Source organism: Pseudomonas sp. ACN5 (assembly GCF_002303975.1).
In the GTDB taxonomy this organism is placed as follows: domain Bacteria; phylum Pseudomonadota; class Gammaproteobacteria; order Pseudomonadales; family Pseudomonadaceae; genus Aquipseudomonas; species Aquipseudomonas laurylsulfatiphila.
Genome location: NZ_MRCP01000018.1, coordinates 65,214 through 85,101, shown reverse-complemented (window position 1 = coordinate 85,101; position 19,888 = coordinate 65,214). Strand labels below are relative to the sequence as shown.

At 62.9% G+C, this 19,888-nt stretch carries 16 protein-coding genes and 1 pseudogene; 6 read left to right on the top strand and 11 right to left on the bottom strand.

Annotated elements, in window-relative coordinates; translation table 11 throughout:
- Positions 1–63 precede the first annotated feature (63 nt).
- Positions 64–417 (top strand): DUF6124 family protein, encoded by a 354-nt coding sequence (locus BSF40_RS26855; protein ID WP_015095641.1) that lies wholly within the window; start codon positions 64–66, stop codon positions 415–417.
- Between the two features lie 402 nt (positions 418–819).
- Here the strand turns inward: BSF40_RS26855 and BSF40_RS26845 are convergent, their stop codons facing one another.
- Positions 820–1,836 carry a succinylglutamate desuccinylase/aspartoacylase family protein gene (locus BSF40_RS26845; RefSeq protein ID WP_095967564.1) on the bottom strand — a complete coding sequence of 339 codons (1,017 nt, stop codon included), beginning with the start codon at positions 1,834–1,836 and terminating at the stop codon, positions 820–822.
- A 171-nt stretch (positions 1,837–2,007) separates the two neighbouring features.
- Here BSF40_RS26845 and BSF40_RS33225 point away from each other — a divergent pair.
- Positions 2,008–2,493 (top strand): annotated as a pseudogene (locus tag BSF40_RS33225) (TetR family transcriptional regulator C-terminal domain-containing protein); the annotation flags it as partial.
- On the opposite strand, the gene BSF40_RS26835 reads toward BSF40_RS33225, so the two are convergent.
- The 6 genes from BSF40_RS26835 to BSF40_RS26805 form a co-directional block, all read right to left on the bottom strand.
- The gene (locus BSF40_RS26835) at positions 2,449–3,453 is read right to left on the bottom strand and encodes a DMT family transporter (protein WP_095967562.1); all 1,005 of its coding nucleotides are present in this window, start codon (positions 3,451–3,453) and stop codon (positions 2,449–2,451) included. The pseudogene BSF40_RS33225 and the gene BSF40_RS26835 overlap by 45 nt on opposite strands.
- Positions 3,453–4,151: an ABC transporter permease subunit gene (locus BSF40_RS26830; protein ID WP_015095644.1), complete on the bottom strand. Its 699-nt coding sequence runs from the start codon at positions 4,149–4,151 to the stop codon at positions 3,453–3,455. The genes BSF40_RS26835 and BSF40_RS26830 overlap by 1 nt, the downstream gene beginning before the upstream one ends.
- Positions 4,152–4,169: 18 nt before the next feature.
- Positions 4,170–4,883: an ABC transporter permease gene (locus BSF40_RS26825; protein WP_007977785.1), complete on the bottom strand. Its 714-nt coding sequence runs from the start codon at positions 4,881–4,883 to the stop codon at positions 4,170–4,172.
- 164 nt (positions 4,884–5,047) lie between these two features.
- Positions 5,048–5,830, bottom strand: coding sequence for a transporter substrate-binding domain-containing protein (locus BSF40_RS26815; protein ID WP_015095645.1), 783 nt, complete (start codon positions 5,828–5,830; stop codon positions 5,048–5,050).
- A gap of 27 nt (positions 5,831–5,857) precedes the next feature.
- A complete protein-coding gene (locus tag BSF40_RS33395) occupies positions 5,858–7,861 on the bottom strand; it encodes an aminotransferase class I/II-fold pyridoxal phosphate-dependent enzyme (protein WP_095967561.1) in 2,004 nt (667 codons plus the stop codon).
- Between the two features lie 157 nt (positions 7,862–8,018).
- The gene (locus tag BSF40_RS26805; RefSeq protein ID WP_095967560.1) at positions 8,019–9,419 is read right to left on the bottom strand and encodes an MFS transporter; all 1,401 of its coding nucleotides are present in this window, start codon (positions 9,417–9,419) and stop codon (positions 8,019–8,021) included.
- A 216-nt stretch (positions 9,420–9,635) separates the two neighbouring features.
- On the opposite strand from BSF40_RS26805, the gene BSF40_RS26800 reads away from it, so the two are divergent.
- Together BSF40_RS26800 and BSF40_RS26795 are read left to right on the top strand one after the other, a co-directional pair.
- On the top strand, positions 9,636–10,520 hold the full coding sequence (locus BSF40_RS26800) for a LysR family transcriptional regulator (RefSeq protein ID WP_095967559.1): 885 nt from the start codon (positions 9,636–9,638) through the stop codon (positions 10,518–10,520).
- 186 nt (positions 10,521–10,706) lie between these two features.
- Positions 10,707–11,126 (top strand): organic hydroperoxide resistance protein, encoded by a 420-nt coding sequence (locus tag BSF40_RS26795; protein ID WP_007977775.1) that lies wholly within the window; start codon positions 10,707–10,709, stop codon positions 11,124–11,126.
- A gap of 140 nt (positions 11,127–11,266) precedes the next feature.
- Here the strand turns inward: BSF40_RS26795 and BSF40_RS26790 are convergent, their stop codons facing one another.
- On the bottom strand, positions 11,267–11,710 hold the full coding sequence (locus BSF40_RS26790; RefSeq protein WP_095967558.1) for a cupin domain-containing protein: 444 nt from the start codon (positions 11,708–11,710) through the stop codon (positions 11,267–11,269).
- A gap of 163 nt (positions 11,711–11,873) precedes the next feature.
- Positions 11,874–12,368: a helix-turn-helix domain-containing protein gene (locus BSF40_RS26785; RefSeq protein ID WP_095967557.1), complete on the bottom strand. Its 495-nt coding sequence runs from the start codon at positions 12,366–12,368 to the stop codon at positions 11,874–11,876.
- Positions 12,369–12,467: 99 nt separating this feature from the next.
- Here BSF40_RS26785 and BSF40_RS26780 point away from each other — a divergent pair, with 99 nt between their 5' ends.
- Positions 12,468–13,100, top strand: coding sequence for an isochorismatase family cysteine hydrolase (locus BSF40_RS26780; protein WP_007977770.1), 633 nt, complete (start codon positions 12,468–12,470; stop codon positions 13,098–13,100).
- Entirely contained in the window at positions 13,100–14,665 is a 1,566-nt protein-coding gene (locus tag BSF40_RS26775; protein WP_095967556.1) for an aldehyde dehydrogenase (NADP(+)), read from the top strand. Before BSF40_RS26780 ends, BSF40_RS26775 begins: the two co-directional genes overlap by 1 nt.
- Before the next feature lie 613 nt (positions 14,666–15,278).
- Here the strand turns inward: BSF40_RS26775 and BSF40_RS26770 are convergent.
- On the bottom strand, positions 15,279–16,697 hold the full coding sequence (locus BSF40_RS26770) for an efflux transporter outer membrane subunit (protein WP_095967555.1): 1,419 nt from the start codon (positions 16,695–16,697) through the stop codon (positions 15,279–15,281).
- A complete protein-coding gene (locus BSF40_RS26765; protein WP_095967554.1) occupies positions 16,697–19,888 on the bottom strand; it encodes an efflux RND transporter permease subunit in 3,192 nt (1,063 codons plus the stop codon). Before BSF40_RS26765 ends, BSF40_RS26770 begins: the two co-directional genes overlap by 1 nt.

Below are 19,888 nucleotides of genomic sequence, written 5' to 3'. Positions count from 1 at the left end.
ACAGCTGCCACCCTTCGCTTGGAACCGAATGGTGCAGCTTTAACTCGTAGACGGAGAGTTGCCATGTTCAAGGTCACCCCCAACCCGCCGGACACCGATCCGACATCCCCCTGCGAATCCGATTCAAACAGGCTCAACGAGGCCGCCGAATCCGCCTTCCACGTCCCCTCCACCGCAGACATCAAAGCCACACCGCGCACACCTGGCACTCTGTTTACCGTCGACCCCGAGGCCGATACCGAAACGCTGATGGTGTATCTGGTCGAGACGCTGGCCTCGGTCGATGTGATGGTGCATCAGTTGGTGGATCATCTGGAGGGTGGGTCGCGCAATGCCCTGTTGGGGATTTCCAATAGTGTGATGCTGGCGGAGATTACGGCGAATCGGGTGTTGGATCAGATTGATCCGCGTGAATAGATACCGAACCTGTGACTAACTGCTTTTGTGGTGAGGGGGCTTGTCGGATCGCCGCACCGCCCCGCTCGGCGGCGAAGCCGTCGTAAAACCTGACTGCACCATCTGACTGGAGAAAAGCGGGGGGCCGCTTCGCAGCCCAACGGGGGCAAGCCCCCTCGCCACAAATGTCGGTAGGTTCAATTAGCGCAACAACACATACATCGCACGGGATCATTGGTGGACGCTAACTCTGGAGCTAATACCGTCCTTGTGGCGAGGGGGCTTGCCCCCGTTCGGCGGCGAAGCCGTCGCAAAACCTGACTGCACCATCTGACTGGAGAAAAGCGGGGGCCGCTTCGCAGCCCAACGGGGGCAAGCCCCCTCGCCACAAATGTCATGACTCTGCTACTTCGAGGGTGAGGCTTAGTTCGGGTCGAGCAACCCGCCGCTCCAGTGACGCGACACCCGGCTGCCGGTGAATTTTGCTACGCCCATGCCCTGGGCGATCAGTCGGTCGCGATAGCGCGTGACCAGGCGTCCTGCTTGTTCGGCATGCAGGACCACTTCGGAAGTCGGGTCGCCCGGGGTTCTGAGGATCCGGGCAAAGCGCTGCCCTTCTTCGACAAAATCCCCCAGCTCTTTTTCGAAGATCAGCACGCCGGGTTGCGGGGCGATGAGGGTTTCCATGTGGCCCATTTCCACGGCTTCGACGGGCCAGTCTGCAGGCGCCACGGACTCATCGATGACGCCGAACGCGCACAGCCAGTTGTACAGCCCTTCGGCATCGGACTCGGCGAAGCGGTCGTTGACATCGCCCTGCCCGCGCAGCTCCAGGGTCGCGGCCATGCGCCCTGCTGTGACGCCGTCGCGTATCCACGGGGCGATGATGGTTTCTTCGAAGGAGCCATCGCCGCCGTCATCCCAGATGATCGCCACGTCCATCTTCATCGCCGCCGCCAGTTCGCGACCGCGGGGCCAGAAACTGCGGTGCACGTAGAGGTACGGCAAGGCTTCGTCGTCGGTGTGCAGGTCGAGCATCACGTCGGCCGGGGCGGCCAGTTGCACCAGTTTTTTTTGCCATTGCTGGACGCAGGTCGAAGGTCGCGCCATGGCCGCCGACTGGTCGAACGCGCGATTGAAGTTGTGCCCGGTCGCGTCGTGGTAACGCCCGAGAATCCGGCCCTGGCGAAACTGTCCGATGCCCAGAGGATTGGCCTGTGGCACCACGGTCACCTGGCCCTTGAGCCGACCCTGGGTTTCGGCGATCTGTAGTCGTTGCATCAGCACATGCAGGACCAGCATCCCGGCGATTTCATCGGCATGCACCCCGGCCTGCAGGTGCATGTTCGGCCCGCTGCCGTCGCCGGCATAGCGCCAGGCGCCGACCCGCACGGCATCGCCGTTGTTGTTGCTGACACTGAACGAAATATCCTGCGGCATTGGTTTTCCCTCCTGTCATGACCGTTGAAAAACGCTGTATCGCTGTTGCCGAGGCTGGTGATTGAACAGGCGTTCAACTAAGCTCGACAGCGTGAAAGCTCATCCAGGGACAGCCTTGTGACAACCGATGCCCCGAAAAACCGTCGCGCCGAACCCGAAGACCGCCGCGAAATGCTGGTGGCGGCCACCCTGCGCTGCCTGGGCCGCGACGGGCACGCCGGTATATCCGTGCGGCGCATCGCCACCGAAGCCGGGGTGTCCGTGGGTTTGCTCAACCATCACTTCGGCAGCATCGAGGCACTGATCGCCGACACCTACCAGCGGCTCGCGAGCGAGCTGACCGCTGCCCTGCTCCAGGAAATCGAACAGGCACAGACACCTGCGCAGAAGATCGATGCCTTCCTGGAAGGCTCGTTTTCGCCCAGGGTCATGGACCCGAAACTGCTCGGGGTGTGGGTGGTGTTCTGGAGCCTGATCCGTCACTCCGAACACGTCAGCCAGTCCCACGAAAAAAGCTACCGCGCCTACCTCGATCTGATCCGCCAGTTGCTCGACGGCCTGGCGGCCAGCGAAGGTTTCGTGATTCACGACACGCGCCTGGCGGCCATCGGCCTATCGGCGATGCTCGACGGTCTCTGGCTCGAGTGGTGCCTGAACCCCGAGACCTTCAGCGCCGCCAACGGACTGCATATCTGCCGTTGCTGGATAAAGGGGCTGCGTCACGGAGCATTCAGCACCGACGACGTCCTGTGATGGGTGCCGGCCGAAGATCATCGCCAGGGTGCCGCTGACGGCGATCAACCCGGCGCCGATCATCAGTGACGTGTCCATCAGCGTGCCCCAGACCAGGCTCGACAGGACAAACGCCCAGATCAAGCCGGTGTATTCGAACGGTGCGAGCAAGGTCGCGGTGGCGCGGCGGAAACTGGCGAACAGCAGGAACTGGCCGATGCCGCCCACCAGTCCGGCGCCGAGCATGCCCAGCCAGGCCGGTGTCGGCGAGGGTGTGTAGGTCCACGGCAGGGCCACCGCCATGCAAATCACAAACACCACATTGGTGATCAGCATCTGCTCCAGCACGGAGGTCTGGTCATCCACCTGTCGCAGCTGGATGTAGGTGAACGCCCAGCACATCGCCGCCAGCAGGGTCAGGACGATGGGCAACGGCTCGGTCATGTGGTCGGGGCGACAGGCAATGACCACCCCGACGAATCCGACGATCAGGCTGAACCATTGCCAGCCGCTGGCGCGCTCCTTGAGGATCACCGCCGCCAGCACCGTGACCATGATCGGCGCGGAAAAATACAGGGTGGTCATCTCGGCCAGGGTCAAGTCCCGGGCCGCCGTGTAGTACAACACCCAGGCCACTATCGACAGCAAGCCGCGCACCACCAGCAGGCGCCGGCTCGGTGAATGCCAGGCCCGCTGGATAACGCGCGAGCGCCCCGCCAGCAGCACGGCCACGACCACCACGGCGGCGCGCCAGAACAGAATGGTGACCACCGAATAATCGGCCACCAGCCACTTGATGACAGCATCCTGCAATGACAGGAACGCGTAGCCCAGGGTGCACAGGCCAATGCCCTGCAGCGAGCGGTCGACGTTGGACGAGCTCATCAGGCCGACCTGCGCACAGGCGTTCCGCGCCGCTCGGCGAAGGCAAACAGCGCTTCGATCAGGAAGGTCAGGCAGACGTAGACACCGGCCACCAGCAACAGGGGTTCGTACACTTGCAGGGTTTGCGCGCGGACCACGTTGGCGGCGCCGAGCAGGTCGATCACGGCGATGGTCGAGGCCAGTGCCGTGGACTTGAGCAGCATCACGGTCTCCCCCGCCAGGGTCGGCAACAGCAGGCGCAGGGCCCGGGGCAAGCGCACCCGCAGCAACGACTGACGCGCGGTCATGCCAAAGGCCGACGCGGCTTCCATCTCACCCTTGGGCACCGCCAGCAGGCCACCGCGAATCACTTCGCCGACATAGGCCCCCATCGACACCACCAGGGCGAACACGATGTACCAGTAGCCGTCGCGCAGGTAAGGCCAGAGGAAGCTGCCACGAATCAGTGGGAACTGGGCAAACAGGCTGCCGAGCCCGTAGTAGTAGATGTAGATCTGGATCAGCAACGGCGTGCCGCGCGTGACGCTGGTGTAGAACAGGCTGACCTTGGCGATCACCTTGTTTTTCGAGATCCGCGCCAGCGCCACCAGCACCGCCAGCAGGTAACCGAACACACTGGAGACCAACAGAATGATGAGGGTGGTTTGCAGCCCCCGGCCCAACAGCGCCCCGTATTCAACTATCCACGCTGGAATCATTTCATTCTCTCTGCCGGTTCAGTCAACAAGAGGCATCCAGCGACGAATGCGTCGCTCCAACCGTCCCGAAAGATAGTTCGACGCCAGGGTCACCGCGTAGTACAGCGCGGCAGCCGTGAGGTAGAACAACAGATAGTGGCGCGTCGAACCCGCGCCTTGCTTGGCGGTGTACAGCAGCTCGTTGGTGCCGACCACGCTGATCAGCGCGCTGTCCTTGATCAGGTTGATCCACAGGTTGGCCATCCCGGCCATGGCGTAAGGCGCCATGATCGGCAGCGTGACCCGGCGGAACAGACCGAAACCGTTGAGGCCGAACGCCTTGGCCGCTTCGATCTGGCCGAAGGGAATCGCCTGGATCGCCGCGCGGAAAATCTCCGAGGCGTAGGCGCCCTGCACCAGCCCCAGCACGACGATGGCCGCCAGCGGACCGCTGACGTTCACCACGCCGTAGCCGAGTTTGGTCATCAGCGAATTGAGAAGCATGGAGCCGACGTAGTACAGCAACAGAATCAGCAGCAACTCCGGCACCGCGCGGAACAAGGTGGTGTAGCCGCGCATCAGCGCTGCAATCGGCTTTGGCGCGCCGAGCTTGAGGCACGCCACCACCAGCCCGATGGCCAGCCCGAGCACAAAGGCCCCGGCGGAAATCTGCAGGGTCATCCAGAGCCCCTTCAACAGCGCACTGCCCCATCCCTGTTCGGTGAAATTGATCAGATCGAACATTGCCGGCATATCAACCTCCAGTTGGCAGTCGTGAACACACCGCCGGATTCTGTAGGAGCGAGCTTGCTCGCGAAAAACGTTAACGATGACGCGGTCACTCTGAAGAACCGCGGCGCATTGGCGTCCATCGCGAGCAAGCTCGCTCCTACAGGGGATCTGCGTTTAGCCAGTCGTCAGAACGCCGGCTTCACGCTGGTGCCGAAGTAGCTCTGGGACAGCTCGTCGTAGTCCTTGCTCGCCAGCAATTCCTGGATGGCCTTGTCGAGTTTGGCCTTGAGTTCGGTGTCGTCCTTGCGCAGGCCGGCGCCTACGCCTTTGCCGAAGATCGGGTCATAGGGCACGGTGCCGAGGTAGGCCAGGTCCTTGGCATCCGGGGTTTTGACGAACGAAGCCATGGCGGTGCCGTCGGCCATCATCAGGTCGATGCGCCCGGCAATCAGGTCGGCGTTGGCCGAGTCCTGGGTGTCGTAGTACTTAACCTCGGCGATTTTTTCGTAGTAGGTCTTCAGGTAGCTGGCGCTCACCGTCGAGTTCTGTACGCCGATGATCTTGCCCTTGAGGTCATCCGGGTACTTCTTCACTGACGTCTCTTTCGGGCCGACGACGGCAATCGCCGAATCGTAGTAGGCCTTGCTGAAGGCGATCTGTTTTTCCCGTTCTTCGGTCACCGACATCGAGGAAAAGATCACGTCGATCTTCTTCGCCAGCAGCGACGGAATGATGCCGTCCCACGCCACTTCCTTGATCTCGCAATCGGCTTTCATTTCGCTGCACAGCTTGTGGATCAGGTCGACTTCAAAGCCCTTCCACTCACCGTTGGCCTGCTTTTCGGTGTACGGCGGATAGGGTTCGGCTGCCACCGCGAAGCGGATGGGCTGTGCCTGAGCAGCGCTCATGCCGGCCAGCATTACGCAGGCTGCACCGGTCAACCAGTTTGCAAAACGTCGATTTCCCATGTTGTTTTCCCGTCTTTTTATGATGAGTTAGCGAGTCTGATGAGCGTTGACGAATTGCCGGCAACGCTCGCTGCGTGGGTGTACGAACACTTCGTCCGGCGAACCGGTTTCCTCGATCAGCCCTTGATGCAGGAAGGCGACTTTGGAAGAGACATCGCGTGCGAACGCCATTTCATGAGTCACCAGGATCATGGTCCGGCCTTCTTCGGCGAGAGAGCGGATCACCCGCAGCACTTCCCCGACCAGTTCCGGGTCGAGTGCCGAGGTGGGTTCATCGAACAGCATGACCTTGGGCCGCATGGCCAGGGCCCGGGCGATGGCCACCCGTTGTTGCTGTCCCCCGGAGAGAAACGCCGGGTACTCGTTGCGCTTGGCCGCAAGCCCGACGCGTTCGAGCAGGGCTTCGGCCCGTTCGGTGGCCTCCGCACGGCTTTCACGCAGGACCTGGGTCGGCGCTTCGATGAGGTTTTCCAGCACCGTGCGATGGGGCCAGAGGTTGAAGTTCTGGAACACCATGCCCAGGCTCGACCTGATGCGCACCAGCTGTTTGGCGTCCGACACCAGCGGTGCGCCGGGACGATTCTGGTTGAGGTGAATGCTTTCGCCATCGACCAGGATGCGGCCCTGGTCGGGCACTTCGAGCATGTTGATGCAGCGCAGCAAGGTACTTTTGCCCGAGCCGCTGGCACCGATCAGGGAGATCACTTCGCCTTCGCGGGCGGTCAGGGATACGCCCTTGAGCACTTCGATATTGCCGAAGCGTTTGTGCAGGCGATCGACCTCGATCATGGTCCTGGCCGCAGTCGGTTCGACGGTTGCGGTACTGGTCACGGTGCCGATCACCGGCCTCGGCGCTTCGCCGTTGAGCACCTGGACAAAGCCGCGAATGCGCTGGCAGGCCTGGGCCAGTCGCTCTTCACTGAGGGTGAACGAAAGCCGTACAAAACCTTGGGCCGGCTCACCGAATGCCGCGGCATCCAGTACCGAGACACCGGCTTCACGCAGCAGGCGCCAGGCGAATTCCAGCGAGGTCAGGCCGGTGCCGCGAACGTCCACCAACACGAACATGCCCGCGTCCGGGTTGAGCACGCTGATGCCCGGGCAATCGGCCAGGCCGGACACCACCAGATCGCGGCGCCGACGGTAGATCTCGCGCATGCCGTGGGTGACTTCTTCATGGGACTGCACGGCCTTGAGCGCCGCTTCCATGACGAAACCGGGCAAGCCGTACAGCATGCTGAGCACCAGGGTTTCGACATGGTTGACCAGGGCTTCGTTGGCCACGACCCAGCCGATGCGCCAACCGGTCATGGCATGGGATTTCGACAGGCTGCCTATCACCACGCAGCGCTCGGCCATGCCCGGCAACGCTGCCAGGCTCAGGTGTTCACGCTCGTAGGCGAGGCTCTCGTAGACCTCATCCACCACCACCCACAGATCATGGGCGATGGCGAGGTCGGCGATGGCTTGCAGCTCTTCGCGACCCAGCACCACGCCGGTGGGGTTGTTCGGGTTGGAGAAGAAAATCGCCCGGGTACGCGGGGTGATGGCCTTGGCCAACACGGCGGCATCGAGGCGAAACCCCGAATCCGCCGCACAGGGCACCCGCACCAGCGTGGCGCCGGACGCCTTGAGCGTGGCTTCGTAGGTGACGTACATCGGATCGAAGGCAATCACTTCGTCGCCGGCGCCGAGCAGGCACATCGAGGTGGCGAACAAGGCGTTCTGCGCACCGGCCGTGAGAATGATGTTCGACGCCTGCAATTCGCGGTCGATCAACCGGCTGTAACGGCCGGCGATGGCTTCACGCAGCGCCTGGCGGCCGGCGATTTCGGTGTAGTGGGTATCCCCTTCGCGCAAGGCGTGGATGGCGGCATCGGTGATGAAATCAGGGGTGGGGAAATCCGGGTCGCCGACGCTGAGGATGATCACGTCCTCGCCTTTGCGCTGTGCCGCGTTGGCCGCGTAGTGAATATCCCAGGCGGCAACGCCTTGGCCACTGATCCGCTCTACAAAGGGTGAAAACCGCATGCCAGTGCCTCGTTCGAATTGAAGAAACGCAAGCCCGCAACCAGCCGGGGGAAGGTGGCCCTCAACATAGTCCAGACTGAACACTCGTTCAACAGAAAACTCACAAGGCTTCGCGTTCAGCGCAAACAGGTCGTTTTCACGACAGTCGCGCCGTTTTTCAGCACGACGCGATCAGGCGACGTGAAACGATTTTGCTGACCGCGCCAATCGCCAGGGCGATGCAGATCAGCCCCGCCGCCACCACAAACGTCAAGCGCATCCCCTGCGCGATGGCCTCGGGTGGCGCCTGCAAAACATCGTGGCTGGCGGTGCCGAAGGCGAACACGGCGCCCATGACGCCAGCGCCGGTGATCAAGCCGAGATTGCGCGACAGCCCGAGCAGGCCGGAGACCACGCCGCGCTCTTGCGGCGTGATGTCCGCCAGCACGGCGGTATTGTTGGCCGCCTGGAATAGCGCATAACCGGCGGTCATGACCGCCAGTGGCACGATGTAGCCGAGCGCACCGAAGCCCGTCGGTACGGCGGGCAGGATGCAAGCGCCGGTCAGCATGGCCAGCAATCCAAACGTACCGGATCGATGTGCGCCCAATCTGTCGACCCATCGACCCGCCGGGACCCCGACCAGTGCAGCGACCAGCGGCCCCGTCGACATCACCAGGCCAACGCTCGCTGCATTCAGCGCCAGTGCGCCGGAGAGATAAAACGGCCCCACCACCAGGGTAGTCATGACCACGGCCGTCACCAGCAGGCTCATGGCGAAACCTGCGCTCAGCTGCCAATTGCGGAACATCGTCAGGCGAACCAGCGGTGACTCGGCAGTGCGCTCGACGAACACAAACACGCCCGCCCCCACCACGGCCACCAGCAGCAGTGCCAGGTTCAGCGACGCAAGACTGCCGCGCCCGAGGGTCATCGCCAGCGCATAGGCCAGCAGCGACAGGACCAGTACCAGGGTGCCGAGGACGTCGAAAGCCGCTCGGTCCGCCCTTTTCTCAGGGCCATCTTTCGGTAGAAAACGCTGCGCGAGGCCCATTGCCAAAACACCCAAGGGCACATTGAGCAGAAAAATCGCCTGCCACCCCGAATTGGCAATCAAGAAACCACCGAGGGTCGGGCCGAGCGAGGTGCCGATCGCCGACATCGTGCCGAGCAGGCCCATCGCACTGCCCAGTTTTGCCTTGGGCACCGCCTCGCTCACCAGCGCCAGGGTCAACGCCATCATGATGGCCGCGCCGATGCCCTGCAGGGCCCGGGCGGCAATCAGCCACCCGAGACCGGACGAGACGGCGCACAGGACTGAAGCGACGGTAAACACACCCATCCCGATCAACAACAATCGCCGACGGCCAACGATGTCGCCGAGCCGCCCGGCACTGACGATCAGCGCCGTGATCGCCAGCAGGTAAGCGAGCACCACCCATTGCACTTGCTGGAAGGAGGCCGAGAACGCGGCGGCCAGTGTCGGTAAACCCACGTTGGCAATGCTCGTGCCCAGGGATGACAGCAGCATGGACAGCGACAGGCAGGCCAGCGCGCCCCGAATCGATATGGACTTCATTTTCTCGCGACTCCGCAAATTGGTTGTCTGGAGCCTAAGCCCGGCCATAACATGGCGGAAGACGCAGCGTTTGCACTAAATACATGCACCAGACGCCATATACCCACAACCCAGTGTGGGAGCGGGCTTGCTCGCGAAAGCGGTGTGTCAGTCGACACAGGTATTGCCTGACACACCGCTTTCGCGAGCAAGCCCGCTCCCACAGGAACCCATTCCATGCCCGACCTGAATCTGCTGATCACCCTGAACGTGTTGCTCGAAGAAGGCAGCGTGGCCCGTGCCGCACAGCGTTTGCGCCTGAGCCCGTCGGCCATGAGCCGGGCGCTGGCGCGGTTGCGCGAAACCACGGGCGATCCGTTGCTGGTGCGGGCCGGACGCGGACTGGTTCCCACGCCCCGGGCGCTGGAGTTGCGTGAGCGCGTCGGCGTGCTCGTGCAGGATGCCGAAGCCGTCCTGCGCCCCGCCGAGGCACTTGACCTCGCTCAACTGGCGCGCACCTTCACCCTGCGCACCAGCGACGGCTTCGTGGAAAATTTCGGCGCGCCACTGATCGCCCGCATCCACCGCGAGGCGCCCGGTGTCCGACTGAATTTCGTGCAGAAGCTGAACAAGGACAGCACCCTGCTGCGCGACGGTTCGGTGGACCTGGAAACCGGCGTGATCGGCGAATCCACCAGCCCGGAAGTGCGGACCCGGATGCTGTTTCGCGACCGCTTCATTGGCGTCGTGCGCGAGGGCCATCCACTGGCTCACGGTGAAGTCACACCGGCGCGTTATGCCGAGGCCCGGCACATCCTGGTTTCACGCCGGGGCCACGAAAAAGGCGTGATGGACGACGCCTTGACTGAGTTGGGGCTGAAGCGGGAGATCATCACCATCGTCGCCGGCTTTTCGTCCGCGATTGCATTGGCGCGGGCTTCAGACCTGGTCGCCAGCGTGCCGCAGCGGCACGTCGGCAACCTGTGCCAGGGCATGCATTGCTTTGCGTTGCCCTTCCCCACACCGCCGATCACGGTGTCGATGCTGTGGCACCCGCGCATGGACGCCGACCCGGCGCATCGCTGGCTGCGCGGTTGTGTGTGGGAGGTTTGCAGCCAATAACCTCCGGCGCCGCGCGCATTCAAGCGGTTTGTATCGAACTGTATGTCCCCCCGACCACCTTACACAGCGATACACATCCGCCAGGTTCAGGACATATGGGCAGTACATGGAAATGAAACAGTGGGGCGCATCGCAAAGCGCAGGCTTTCCGAGCATTCCAGCAACCCACTGACAGGAAATACCACCATGATCAATGCAATCGATACCGTGCTGTACACCGGCAAAACCCACACCACCGGCGGCCGCGACGGTCAGGCGCGCAGCACCGATGGACGCCTGGACATCAAGCTTTCGCCTCCCGGCGGTTCGGGCGCCGGCACCAATCCTGAGCAACTGCTGGCGGCCGGTTGGTCGGCCTGTTTCATCGGGGCGATGGGCAAGGCGTGCGTCGCGCTGAAGGTGGCATTGCCGAGCGATGTTGCGGTGGATGCCGAAATCGATCTGGGCAAGTCCGAAAACGCTTTCTTCCTTCAAGCCCGCCTGAATGTCAGCCTACCGGGCCTGGACCCGGCCATCGCACGCAGCGTGGTGGAACTGGCGCATCAGACTTGCCCGTACTCCAAAGCGACTCGCGGCAATATTGACGTCGAGATCAATCTGGTTTGACCGACGCGGACACCGCAATCGTTGTTGTTGTTGTTGTGGGAGCGAGCTTGCTCGCGATGGTCTAGAGAGCGCCGCGTTTAGCCAGTAAGCACGCGTTATCGTTAACGACCATCGCGAGCAAGCTCGCTCCCACAGTTCACCTACTCCTTCAGGATCAGCAGCGGCTGGCCTTTCTTTACGATGTAGGTGGCCAGTTCCGAGGCCTTGTCCTGGCCCACGTTCTTCGCCACATGGGCGACGCCTTCGGGGATGTACAACGAATCACCGGCCTTGAGCGTCACCGGTGCCCGCCCTTCCAGCTGATACTCGAAGGTGCCGCTGATCACGTGCGCCACTTCTACGCCGGGGTGAGCATGCCTGGGCGATACCACGCCCGGGTCGAAGTCCACGAGCACCTGAGTGACTTCGCGATCGGCGGCGCCCAGGTCTTCGCGCAGCAGGTCGGTGCGATGCAACCCTTGCTGCCAGTTTTTCACTGCCGGAGCCTCCTGGGCTTGAGAGAAGCTCGCGAAAGTCGCAAGCGCTGCGGCGGCCAGGGCAATGCCCAGCTTGCCGATGGTGTGACGGGTGTTGATACGCAACATTGCCTTTCCTCCAGTTGAACCCTGGCCAGCCGCGCCGAAAATGACACGGTGCCGGTGGTTGCATTTGAAGGCCGTCGTGTATCGCCAGGGTGTCTGGAAACCCCGGTTTTGTATGCCCGGGTAACGGCGGGCGTTGCGGATACCTGCCGATACAAACCCGCCGCTAGCCCTTGAACGCTTCGCGCCGGGCGCTGCGTTCGGCGACATAGGCGGCACTCGGCTCACTGATCAGGTCTGCGCGGCGCAAGGGCTGAGCGCAATGGGCGCACAGCGGTCCGAGTCCGGCCGGCTCGCCGCAACTGCGGTGGGTATAGACCACCGCCAAACCTTCCCCGGGGGATTTGCACCAGGTTTCGCCCCAGGCCCGCAGCGCCAGCACCACCGAGTAGAACGCATCGCCCTTTTCCGTGAGGTGGTATTCGTAGCGTTTGGGCCGTTCGCTGTAGGCACGTCGCTCCAGGAGCCCGTCGGCCTCCATGCTCTTCAAGCGCGCCGCGACCATTTGCGGCGTACCGCCGGTCTGCGCCTGGATTTCATCGAAGCGATGACTGCCCATGAACAACTCACGCAGCACCAGCACCGTCCAGCGGTCACCCACGACGGCTTCGGCCCGGGAAATCGGGCACAGGGTTTCAGAAACGGTTGCTTTCACCGACATGCGGTATTGCCTCTTGCCTAGTTACTATGATTATCATATCTACGTGAATTACTGGCAACTACACTTCATCATCCACGGATTATCTTGCGGAGCACCGCCATGTCCAACGCCACCTACCCTCTTGATCGGACGGCCTACCTGCTGGTCGACCCCTACAACGATTTTCTGTCGGAAGGCGGAAAGATCTACCCCTTGATCGAGCCCATTGCCACGCGAGTCGGCCTGCTCGACAACCTGCGTACGCTTGATCGCACCGTTCGCGGGCTCGACATTCCGGTGGTCATCGTACCGCACCACCGCTGGGAAAAAGGCGACTACGAAAACTGGGATCACCCAAGCCCCACCCAGTGCAAGATCATGCACATGCACCACTTCGCACGCGGGGAATGGGGCGGTGAATGGCACCCCGACTTCGCGCCGCAGGACGGCGACATCATCGTTCAGGAACATTGGGGTTCCAGCGGCTTTGCCAATACCGACCTGGATTTTCGCCTCAAGCAAAAGGGTATCACCCACGTGATCATCGTCGGCCTGCTGGCCAACACCTGCATCGAGGCCACCGCCCGTTACGCTCAGGAACTTGGCTATCACGTCACCCTGGTACGGGACGCGACCGCGGCCTTCAAGCCGGAGATGATGCATTCGGCCCATGAGCTGAACGGCCCGACCTTCGCTCACGCCATCCTGACCACCGATGAACTGGTTGCCGCACTGGCACAGGCAGGTGCGTGATGCAGTTGACCGGCAACCTGCTGATCGGCGCCCGTGATGTCGGCGCCAGCGAAGGCACCCTGAAGGCGCTCAATCCCGCGACCAACCAGCCGATTGAACCGGCGTTTGCGCTGGGTAGCGTGGCCGATGTCGACCGGGCGGCGACCCTGGCCGATGAAGCGTTCGATGTGTACAGCCACACCTCGCTCGCCGTGCGGGCGGCGTTTCTCGAACGCATCGCCGACAACCTCGACCGCGTTCGCACGGCGCTGGCGGCACGCGCCGCCCTGGAAACCGGCGTGCCGGAGGCGCAACTGGAAGGCGAGGCCATCAAGGCGGCCACCCAGTTCCGTCAGTTCGCCGATGTGGTGCGCAAGGGGCGTTTCCTGCAACTGGCCATCGACCCGGCGCAACCCGAGCGCCAGCCACGCCCGCGCATGGATCATCGCCTGCAAAAAATCGCTATCGGCCCGGTAGCGATTTTCGGTGCGAGCAACTTCCCCATCGCCTATTCGGTGGCCGGTGGCGACACCGCGTCGGCGCTGGCGGCGGGATCGACCGTCATTCTCAAGGCGCACAACGCGCATCCCGGCGCCTCGGAAATCCAGGCCCGGGCGATCCGCCAGGCGGTGCAAGACTGCGGATTGCCCGAAGGCGTGTTCTCCATGGTGCGTGGCGGCGGCAATGCCATCGGCGAAGCGCTGGTCGATCATCCGCTGATCAAGGCCGTGACCTTCACCGGTTCCGAACAGGGTGGCATGGCGCTGTATCGGCGTGCGCAATTGCGTCCCGAGCCGATTCCGGTCTTCGCCGAAATGACCAGCGTCAACCCGACTTTCATCCTGCCCCGGGCACTCGCCGAACGCGGCGCGGCGATTGGCGATGGCTTTGTCGAGCGCATGCTGGTCAACGTCGGGCAAGCCTGCCTCAAGCCGGCGATCCTGCTGGCCGTCGAAGGCGCAGGGTTTGCAGCACTGCGCCACGCCATGAGCCAACGCGTGAGCGCAGCACCGGCGCGCACGATGCTGACACCGGGCATCCATGGGGCCTATCTGAACGGGCTGCGCACCCTGGAAAACGCCGGCGCCCGCCTCGTCGCCGTGGGCTCGAGCGCCACCGCTGAAGTCGATGGCCGCTCGGCGCTGTTCGAAATCGACGGCGAACATTTTCTCGCCGAGCCGGTGCTTTCCCAGGAAGTATTCGGCCCGTCCGCGCTGCTGGTGAAAGTCCGGGATGAAGCAGCGCTGTTACGGGTAGCGCGTTCCTTCAAGGGGCAACTCAGCGCGACCCTGCACCTTGAACAGGACGACCTGCCACTGGCCCGTCGCCTGCTGCCAACCCTGGAACGACGCACCGGGCGCATCGTGGTCAACGCCTTCGCCCATCCGCAGGAAGTGTGTTTTGCCACCGTGCATGGCGGGCCGTTTCCGGCCACCTCGGACAGTCGCTTTACCTCAGTGGGCATGACCGCCATCGAGCGCTTCCTGCGCCCGCTGGCTTACCAGGGGTTTCCGGATGCCTTGCTGCCGGAGGCATTGCGCGAGGGCAATCCCTTGGGGCTGCCGCGTCTTGTGGACGGTCATTGAACGAAAATGCATCTCCGGCCACCGCTGACTGCAGGATCGAGACGGCTCCCACATTGGTGTTGTTGGGCCAAACACCGTTCTTTTGCCCACTGAAAATCCCTGTGGGAGCTTGCCCGCGAAGGCGTCGGCACAGCCAACATCATCGGTGGCTGAACTACCGCTTTCGCGGGCAAGCCCGCTCCCACAGTAGATTCGGTAGTCCACAAATACTGCGTACACCCACTAACCCTGTGGGAGCGAGCTCGCTCGCGAAGAGGCCGGCACAGCCAACATCATCGGTGGCTAAACTACCGCTTTCGCGGGCAAGCCCGCTCCCACAGTAGATTCGGTAGTCCACAAATACTGCGTACACCCACTAACCCTGTGGGAGCGAGCTCGCTCGCGGAGAGGCTGGCACAGCCAACATCATCGGTGGCTGAACTACCGCTTTCGCGGGCAAGCCCGCTCCCACAGTAGATTCGGTAGTCCACAAATACTGCGTACACCCACTAACCCTGTAGGAGCGAGCTTGCTCGCGATGGTCTCAAGAACACCGCGCTTAGCCAGCAAGCACGCGTTTTCGTTAACGTCCATCGCGAGCAAGCTCGCTCCTACAAAAGCAACAACGGGTTTGTCAGTTGTTTTTCGCGAGCCGGGTGTCGCCGCTGTCCCATCCGCCGCCCAGGGATTTGTAGATCGCCACAATGGCCCGGTACTGGTCGGTTTCACCCAGTGCCTGGGCATCTTCGGCGTTCAGGCGCTCGCGTTGTGCGTCGAGCAACACCAGGTAGTCCACCACCCCTTCCTTGTATTGGGTCGCCGCCAGGTCGGCCGCGGCACGGCTCGACTCGCTTTGCCGGATCAGCGACAGCAGGCGTTGCTGGCGCTTGCCATAGTCGCTGAAGGCGTTTTCCGACTCTTCCAGGGCGAGCAGCACCTGCTGCTCATAGGTGGCCAACGCACCCTCGGCCTCGGCGTTTGCACCGCGAATACGCGCCCGCACACTGCCCAGGTCAAACGCGGCCCAGGTGATGCTCGGGCCCAGGCTCCAGGCGCGGGCGGCGCTGGAGCCGATCTGCGAACCGCGCCCCGCGATGAACCCGAGGAAGCCGCTCAGGCTCACCCGTGGAAACAGGTCGGCGGTGGCCACGCCGACATCCGCCGTTGAAGCCGCCAGGCGGCGCTCTGCCGCGCGCACATCCGGGCGCCGCTGCAACAGCTCGCCGGGGTCGCCAACCGGCAACGCCTTGGCGATGGCCGGCAAGTCCTTCGGACTCAAGTCGATGCCCAGCGTGTCCGGGCGTTCACCCAGCAGCGTGGCGATGCGGTTTTTGTGGTGCACCTGCTCCGCCTGCAGTTGCGGCACGCTCGCCTCGACAGCCGCCAGGCGGGCATCGGCACGCACCACGTCGAGCTCATTGCCCACGCCCGCGTCACGCAGGCTCACCGTGACGCTGCGCGATTCGCTCTGGTTCTTCAGGTTGGCCAGGGCGATTTTTTCCCGCAGTTGCGCACCCCGCAGCTGACCATAGGCATCCACCAACTCGGCGATCATGCTCACCCGCAGTTGGTACAGCTCCGCCGCCGTGGCGTCTTCCCGGGCATCGCTGGATTCCAGTTCGCGCTGGATGCGCCCGAACAGGTCGATCTCCCAGGCCATGTCCAGGCCCAGGTCGTAGCGATCGGTGTTGACCCGCTGCTCGGTCAGACCCGGCACCTGCGACTTGCCTTGCTGGCTGCTGACCCGGCTGGTGACCACCGGCAGGTTGTCGTTGCTGATGTCATCGCGAATGGCCCGTGCGGCTTTCCAGCGGGCGAAGGCCACGCGCAGATCGCGGTTGCCGTTAAGCGCTTTACCAACCAGCTGATTCAACGTGGGGTCATCGAATTGCTGCCACCACACCGTTTCGAAACGCGTTTGATCGTAGTTGGCCCCTTTGGCCGAGGCGACATGGGCCGGCGCCGTGTCCGGGGTCTTGTAATCCGGCCCGACGGTGCAGGCGGCCAACGCGGTGACCAGCAAACTCGGTAAAAACAGCTTGAAAGCCTTCATCAGTGTGCCTCCGGATCAATGACCTTGAGCGATTGAGCGCGGGCCGCCTGGCGCGCGGCTTTACGTTCGATGTAGCGACGGATAAGGACGTAGAACACCGGTGTCAGCAACAGACCGAAGAAGGTCACCCCGAGCATCCCGGAGAACACGGCAACCCCCATGGCCCGACGCATCTCGGAGCCGGCGCCGGTGGACGTCACCAGCGGGATGACGCCCATGATGAATGCGAACGACGTCATCAGGATCGGGCGCAGACGCTGGCGGCAGGCTTCGAGAACAGCGTCCAGCGGCGACAGGCCCTGGTCCTGTTTGTCCTTGGCGAACTCGACGATCAGGATCGCGTTCTTGCACGCCAGCCCCACCAGCACGATCAAGCCGATCTGGGTGAAGATGTTGTTGTCGCCCTTGGAGATGATCACCCCGGCAATCGCCGACAGCAGGGTCATCGGCACGATCAGGATCACCGCCAGCGGCAGGCTCCAGCTTTCATACAGGGCCGCCAACACCAGGAACGCCAGCAGGACGCAGAGCGGGAACACCAGCAACGCGGTGTTGCCGGAGAGGATCTGCTGGTAGGTCAGGTCGGTCCACTCGTAGGTCATGCCGTTGGGCAGCTCTTGCTTCAACAGCTTTTCAATCGCCGCCTGCGCCTGGCCGGAACTGTAGCCCGGGGCCGCGCTGCCGTTGATTTCTGCGGTGACGAAACCGTTGTAGTGCGAGACCCGGTCGGGCCCCGACGTCGGGCTGACCTTGACGAAGGTGGCCAGTGGAATCATCTCTCCACGGTCGTTGCGCACCTTCAACTGACCGATCTGCTCCGGCTCCTGGCGGAACTGTTGCTCAGCCTGGACGTTGACCTGATAGGTACGGCCAAAACGGTTGAAGTCGTTGGCGTACAGCGAACCCAGGTACACCTGCAGCGTGTCGAAAATGTCGTTGATCGCCACGCCGTGGGTCTTGGCTTTTTCGCGATCGATGGCAGCTTCGACCTGCGGCACGTTGACCGTGTAGCTGGTGAACAGGTTGGCCAGTTCCGGCACGCTGCGGCTCTTGCCGATGATGTTCATGGTCTCTTTGTACAGCTCGTCGTAACCCAGGTTGCCGCGGTCTTCGATCTGCAGGCGGAAGCCACCAATGGTGCCCAGGCCTTGAACGGGCGGCGGCGGGAACACCGCGATGTAGGCGTCTTGAATGCCACCGAACTTGGCGTTCAGCGAAGCGGAAATCGCTCCGGCGGACAGGCTCGGGCTTTTGCGTTCATCGAAAGCGCTCAAGCCGATGAACGCAATACCGGCGTTCGGGCTGTTGGTGAAACCGTTGATCGACAAGCCCGGGAAGGCCACGGCGCTGTCGAAGCCCGGTTCGTTCATGGCGATGGTGCTCATGCGGCGGATCACCGACTCGGTGCGATCCAGGCTGGCCGCATCCGGCAATTGCGCGAAGGTCACCAGGTACTTTTTGTCCTGGGTCGGCACGAACCCGGTCGGCGTGGTGCTGAAGCCCATGTAGGTCAAGGCGATCAGACCGGCATAGACCAGCAACGCCACGCTGCTGCCACGGATGACCTTGGACACGGTCCCGACATACCCGTTGCCGGCCCTTTCGAACAGCCGGTTGAAGGGCTTGAACAGCCAGCCACCGAACAGGCGATCCAGAATCCTCGAAAAGCGGTCCTTGGGTGCACTGTGGGACTTGAGCAAAACCGCCGCCAATGCCGGCGACAAGGTCAGCGAGTTGAACGCAGAGATCACCGTGGAGATCGCGATCGTCAGGGCGAACTGTTTGTAGAACTGCCCCGTCAGGCCGGAAATGAACGCCGCCGGGACGAACACCGCGCACAGCACCAACGCCGTGGCGATGATCGGGCCGGTCACCTCGCCCATGGCTTTTTGCGTCGCTTCGACCGGATCGAGCCCCGTCTCGATATTGCGCTCGACGTTCTCCACCACGACGATCGCATCGTCGACCACGATGCCGATGGCCAATACCAGGCCGAACAGCGACAAGGCATTGAGCGAAAAACCGAACAGGTGCATCACGGCAAAGGTACCGATCAGCGACACCGGTACGGCGACCAGTGGAATGATCGAGGCGCGCCAGGTTTGCAGGAACAGGATCACCACCAGCACCACGAGGATCAACGCTTCGAACAGCGTATGGACCACCGCCTCGATCGAGCTGCGCACGAAGATGGTCGGGTCGTAGACGATCTCGTAGTCCATGCCTTCCGGGAAGCTCTTCTTCAGCTCGGCCATCTTCGCCCGCACCTGATCGGAAACGTCGATGGCATTGGAACCCGGGCGCTGGAAGATCGGCATCGCCACCGCTTCCTGGTTGTTGAGCAAGGCGCGCAAGGCGTACTGGTTGGAGCCGAGTTCAATCCGGGCTATGTCCTTGAGGCGGGTGATTTCGCCGTCCGCACCACTGCGGACGATCACGTTCTCGAACTCTTCTTCGGTGACCAGGCGGCCCTGGGAGTTGATCGACATCTGGAAGCTGGTGGCGTTGGGGGCTGGCGGTGAACCCAGTTGGCCGGCCGCGACCTGGCGGTTCTGTTCACGCACCGCATTGACCACGTCGGTGGCGGTCAGGTTGCGTGACGCGGTCTTGTTCGGATCGAGCCAGATACGCAGCGAGTAATCGCCGATACCGAACATCTTCACGTCACCGATTCCGTTCAGGCGCGACAGTTCATCCTTGACGTTGAGGATCGCGTAGTTGGACAGATAGAGCATGTCGTAGCGCTTGTCCGGCGAGGTCAGGTGCACCACCATCGTCAGCTCGGGCGACGCCTTGTCCACGGTGATACCGATGCGCGTCACTTCCTCGGGAAGCTTCGGCTCGGTCCGGGTCACGCGGTTCTGCACCTGCACCTGCGCGTTGTCCAGGTCGGTGCCCAGGGCGAAGGTCACGGTGAGCGTGAGTCGGCCATCCGCCGTCGACTGCGAGGACATGTACAGCATGTTCTCGACGCCGGTGATGGCTTGCTCCAGGGGAGCGGCCACGGTTTCACCGATGACTTTCGGGTTGGCACCGGGGAAGTTGGCGCGCACCACCACGGTCGGCGGCACGACTTCCGGGTATTCGCTGATCGGCAACTGGAACAGCGCGATGGCGCCGGCAATCAGGATCAGCAGCGAGAGCACGGCGGCAAAGATCGGCCGCGTGATAAAGAACCGGGAGAACTTCAT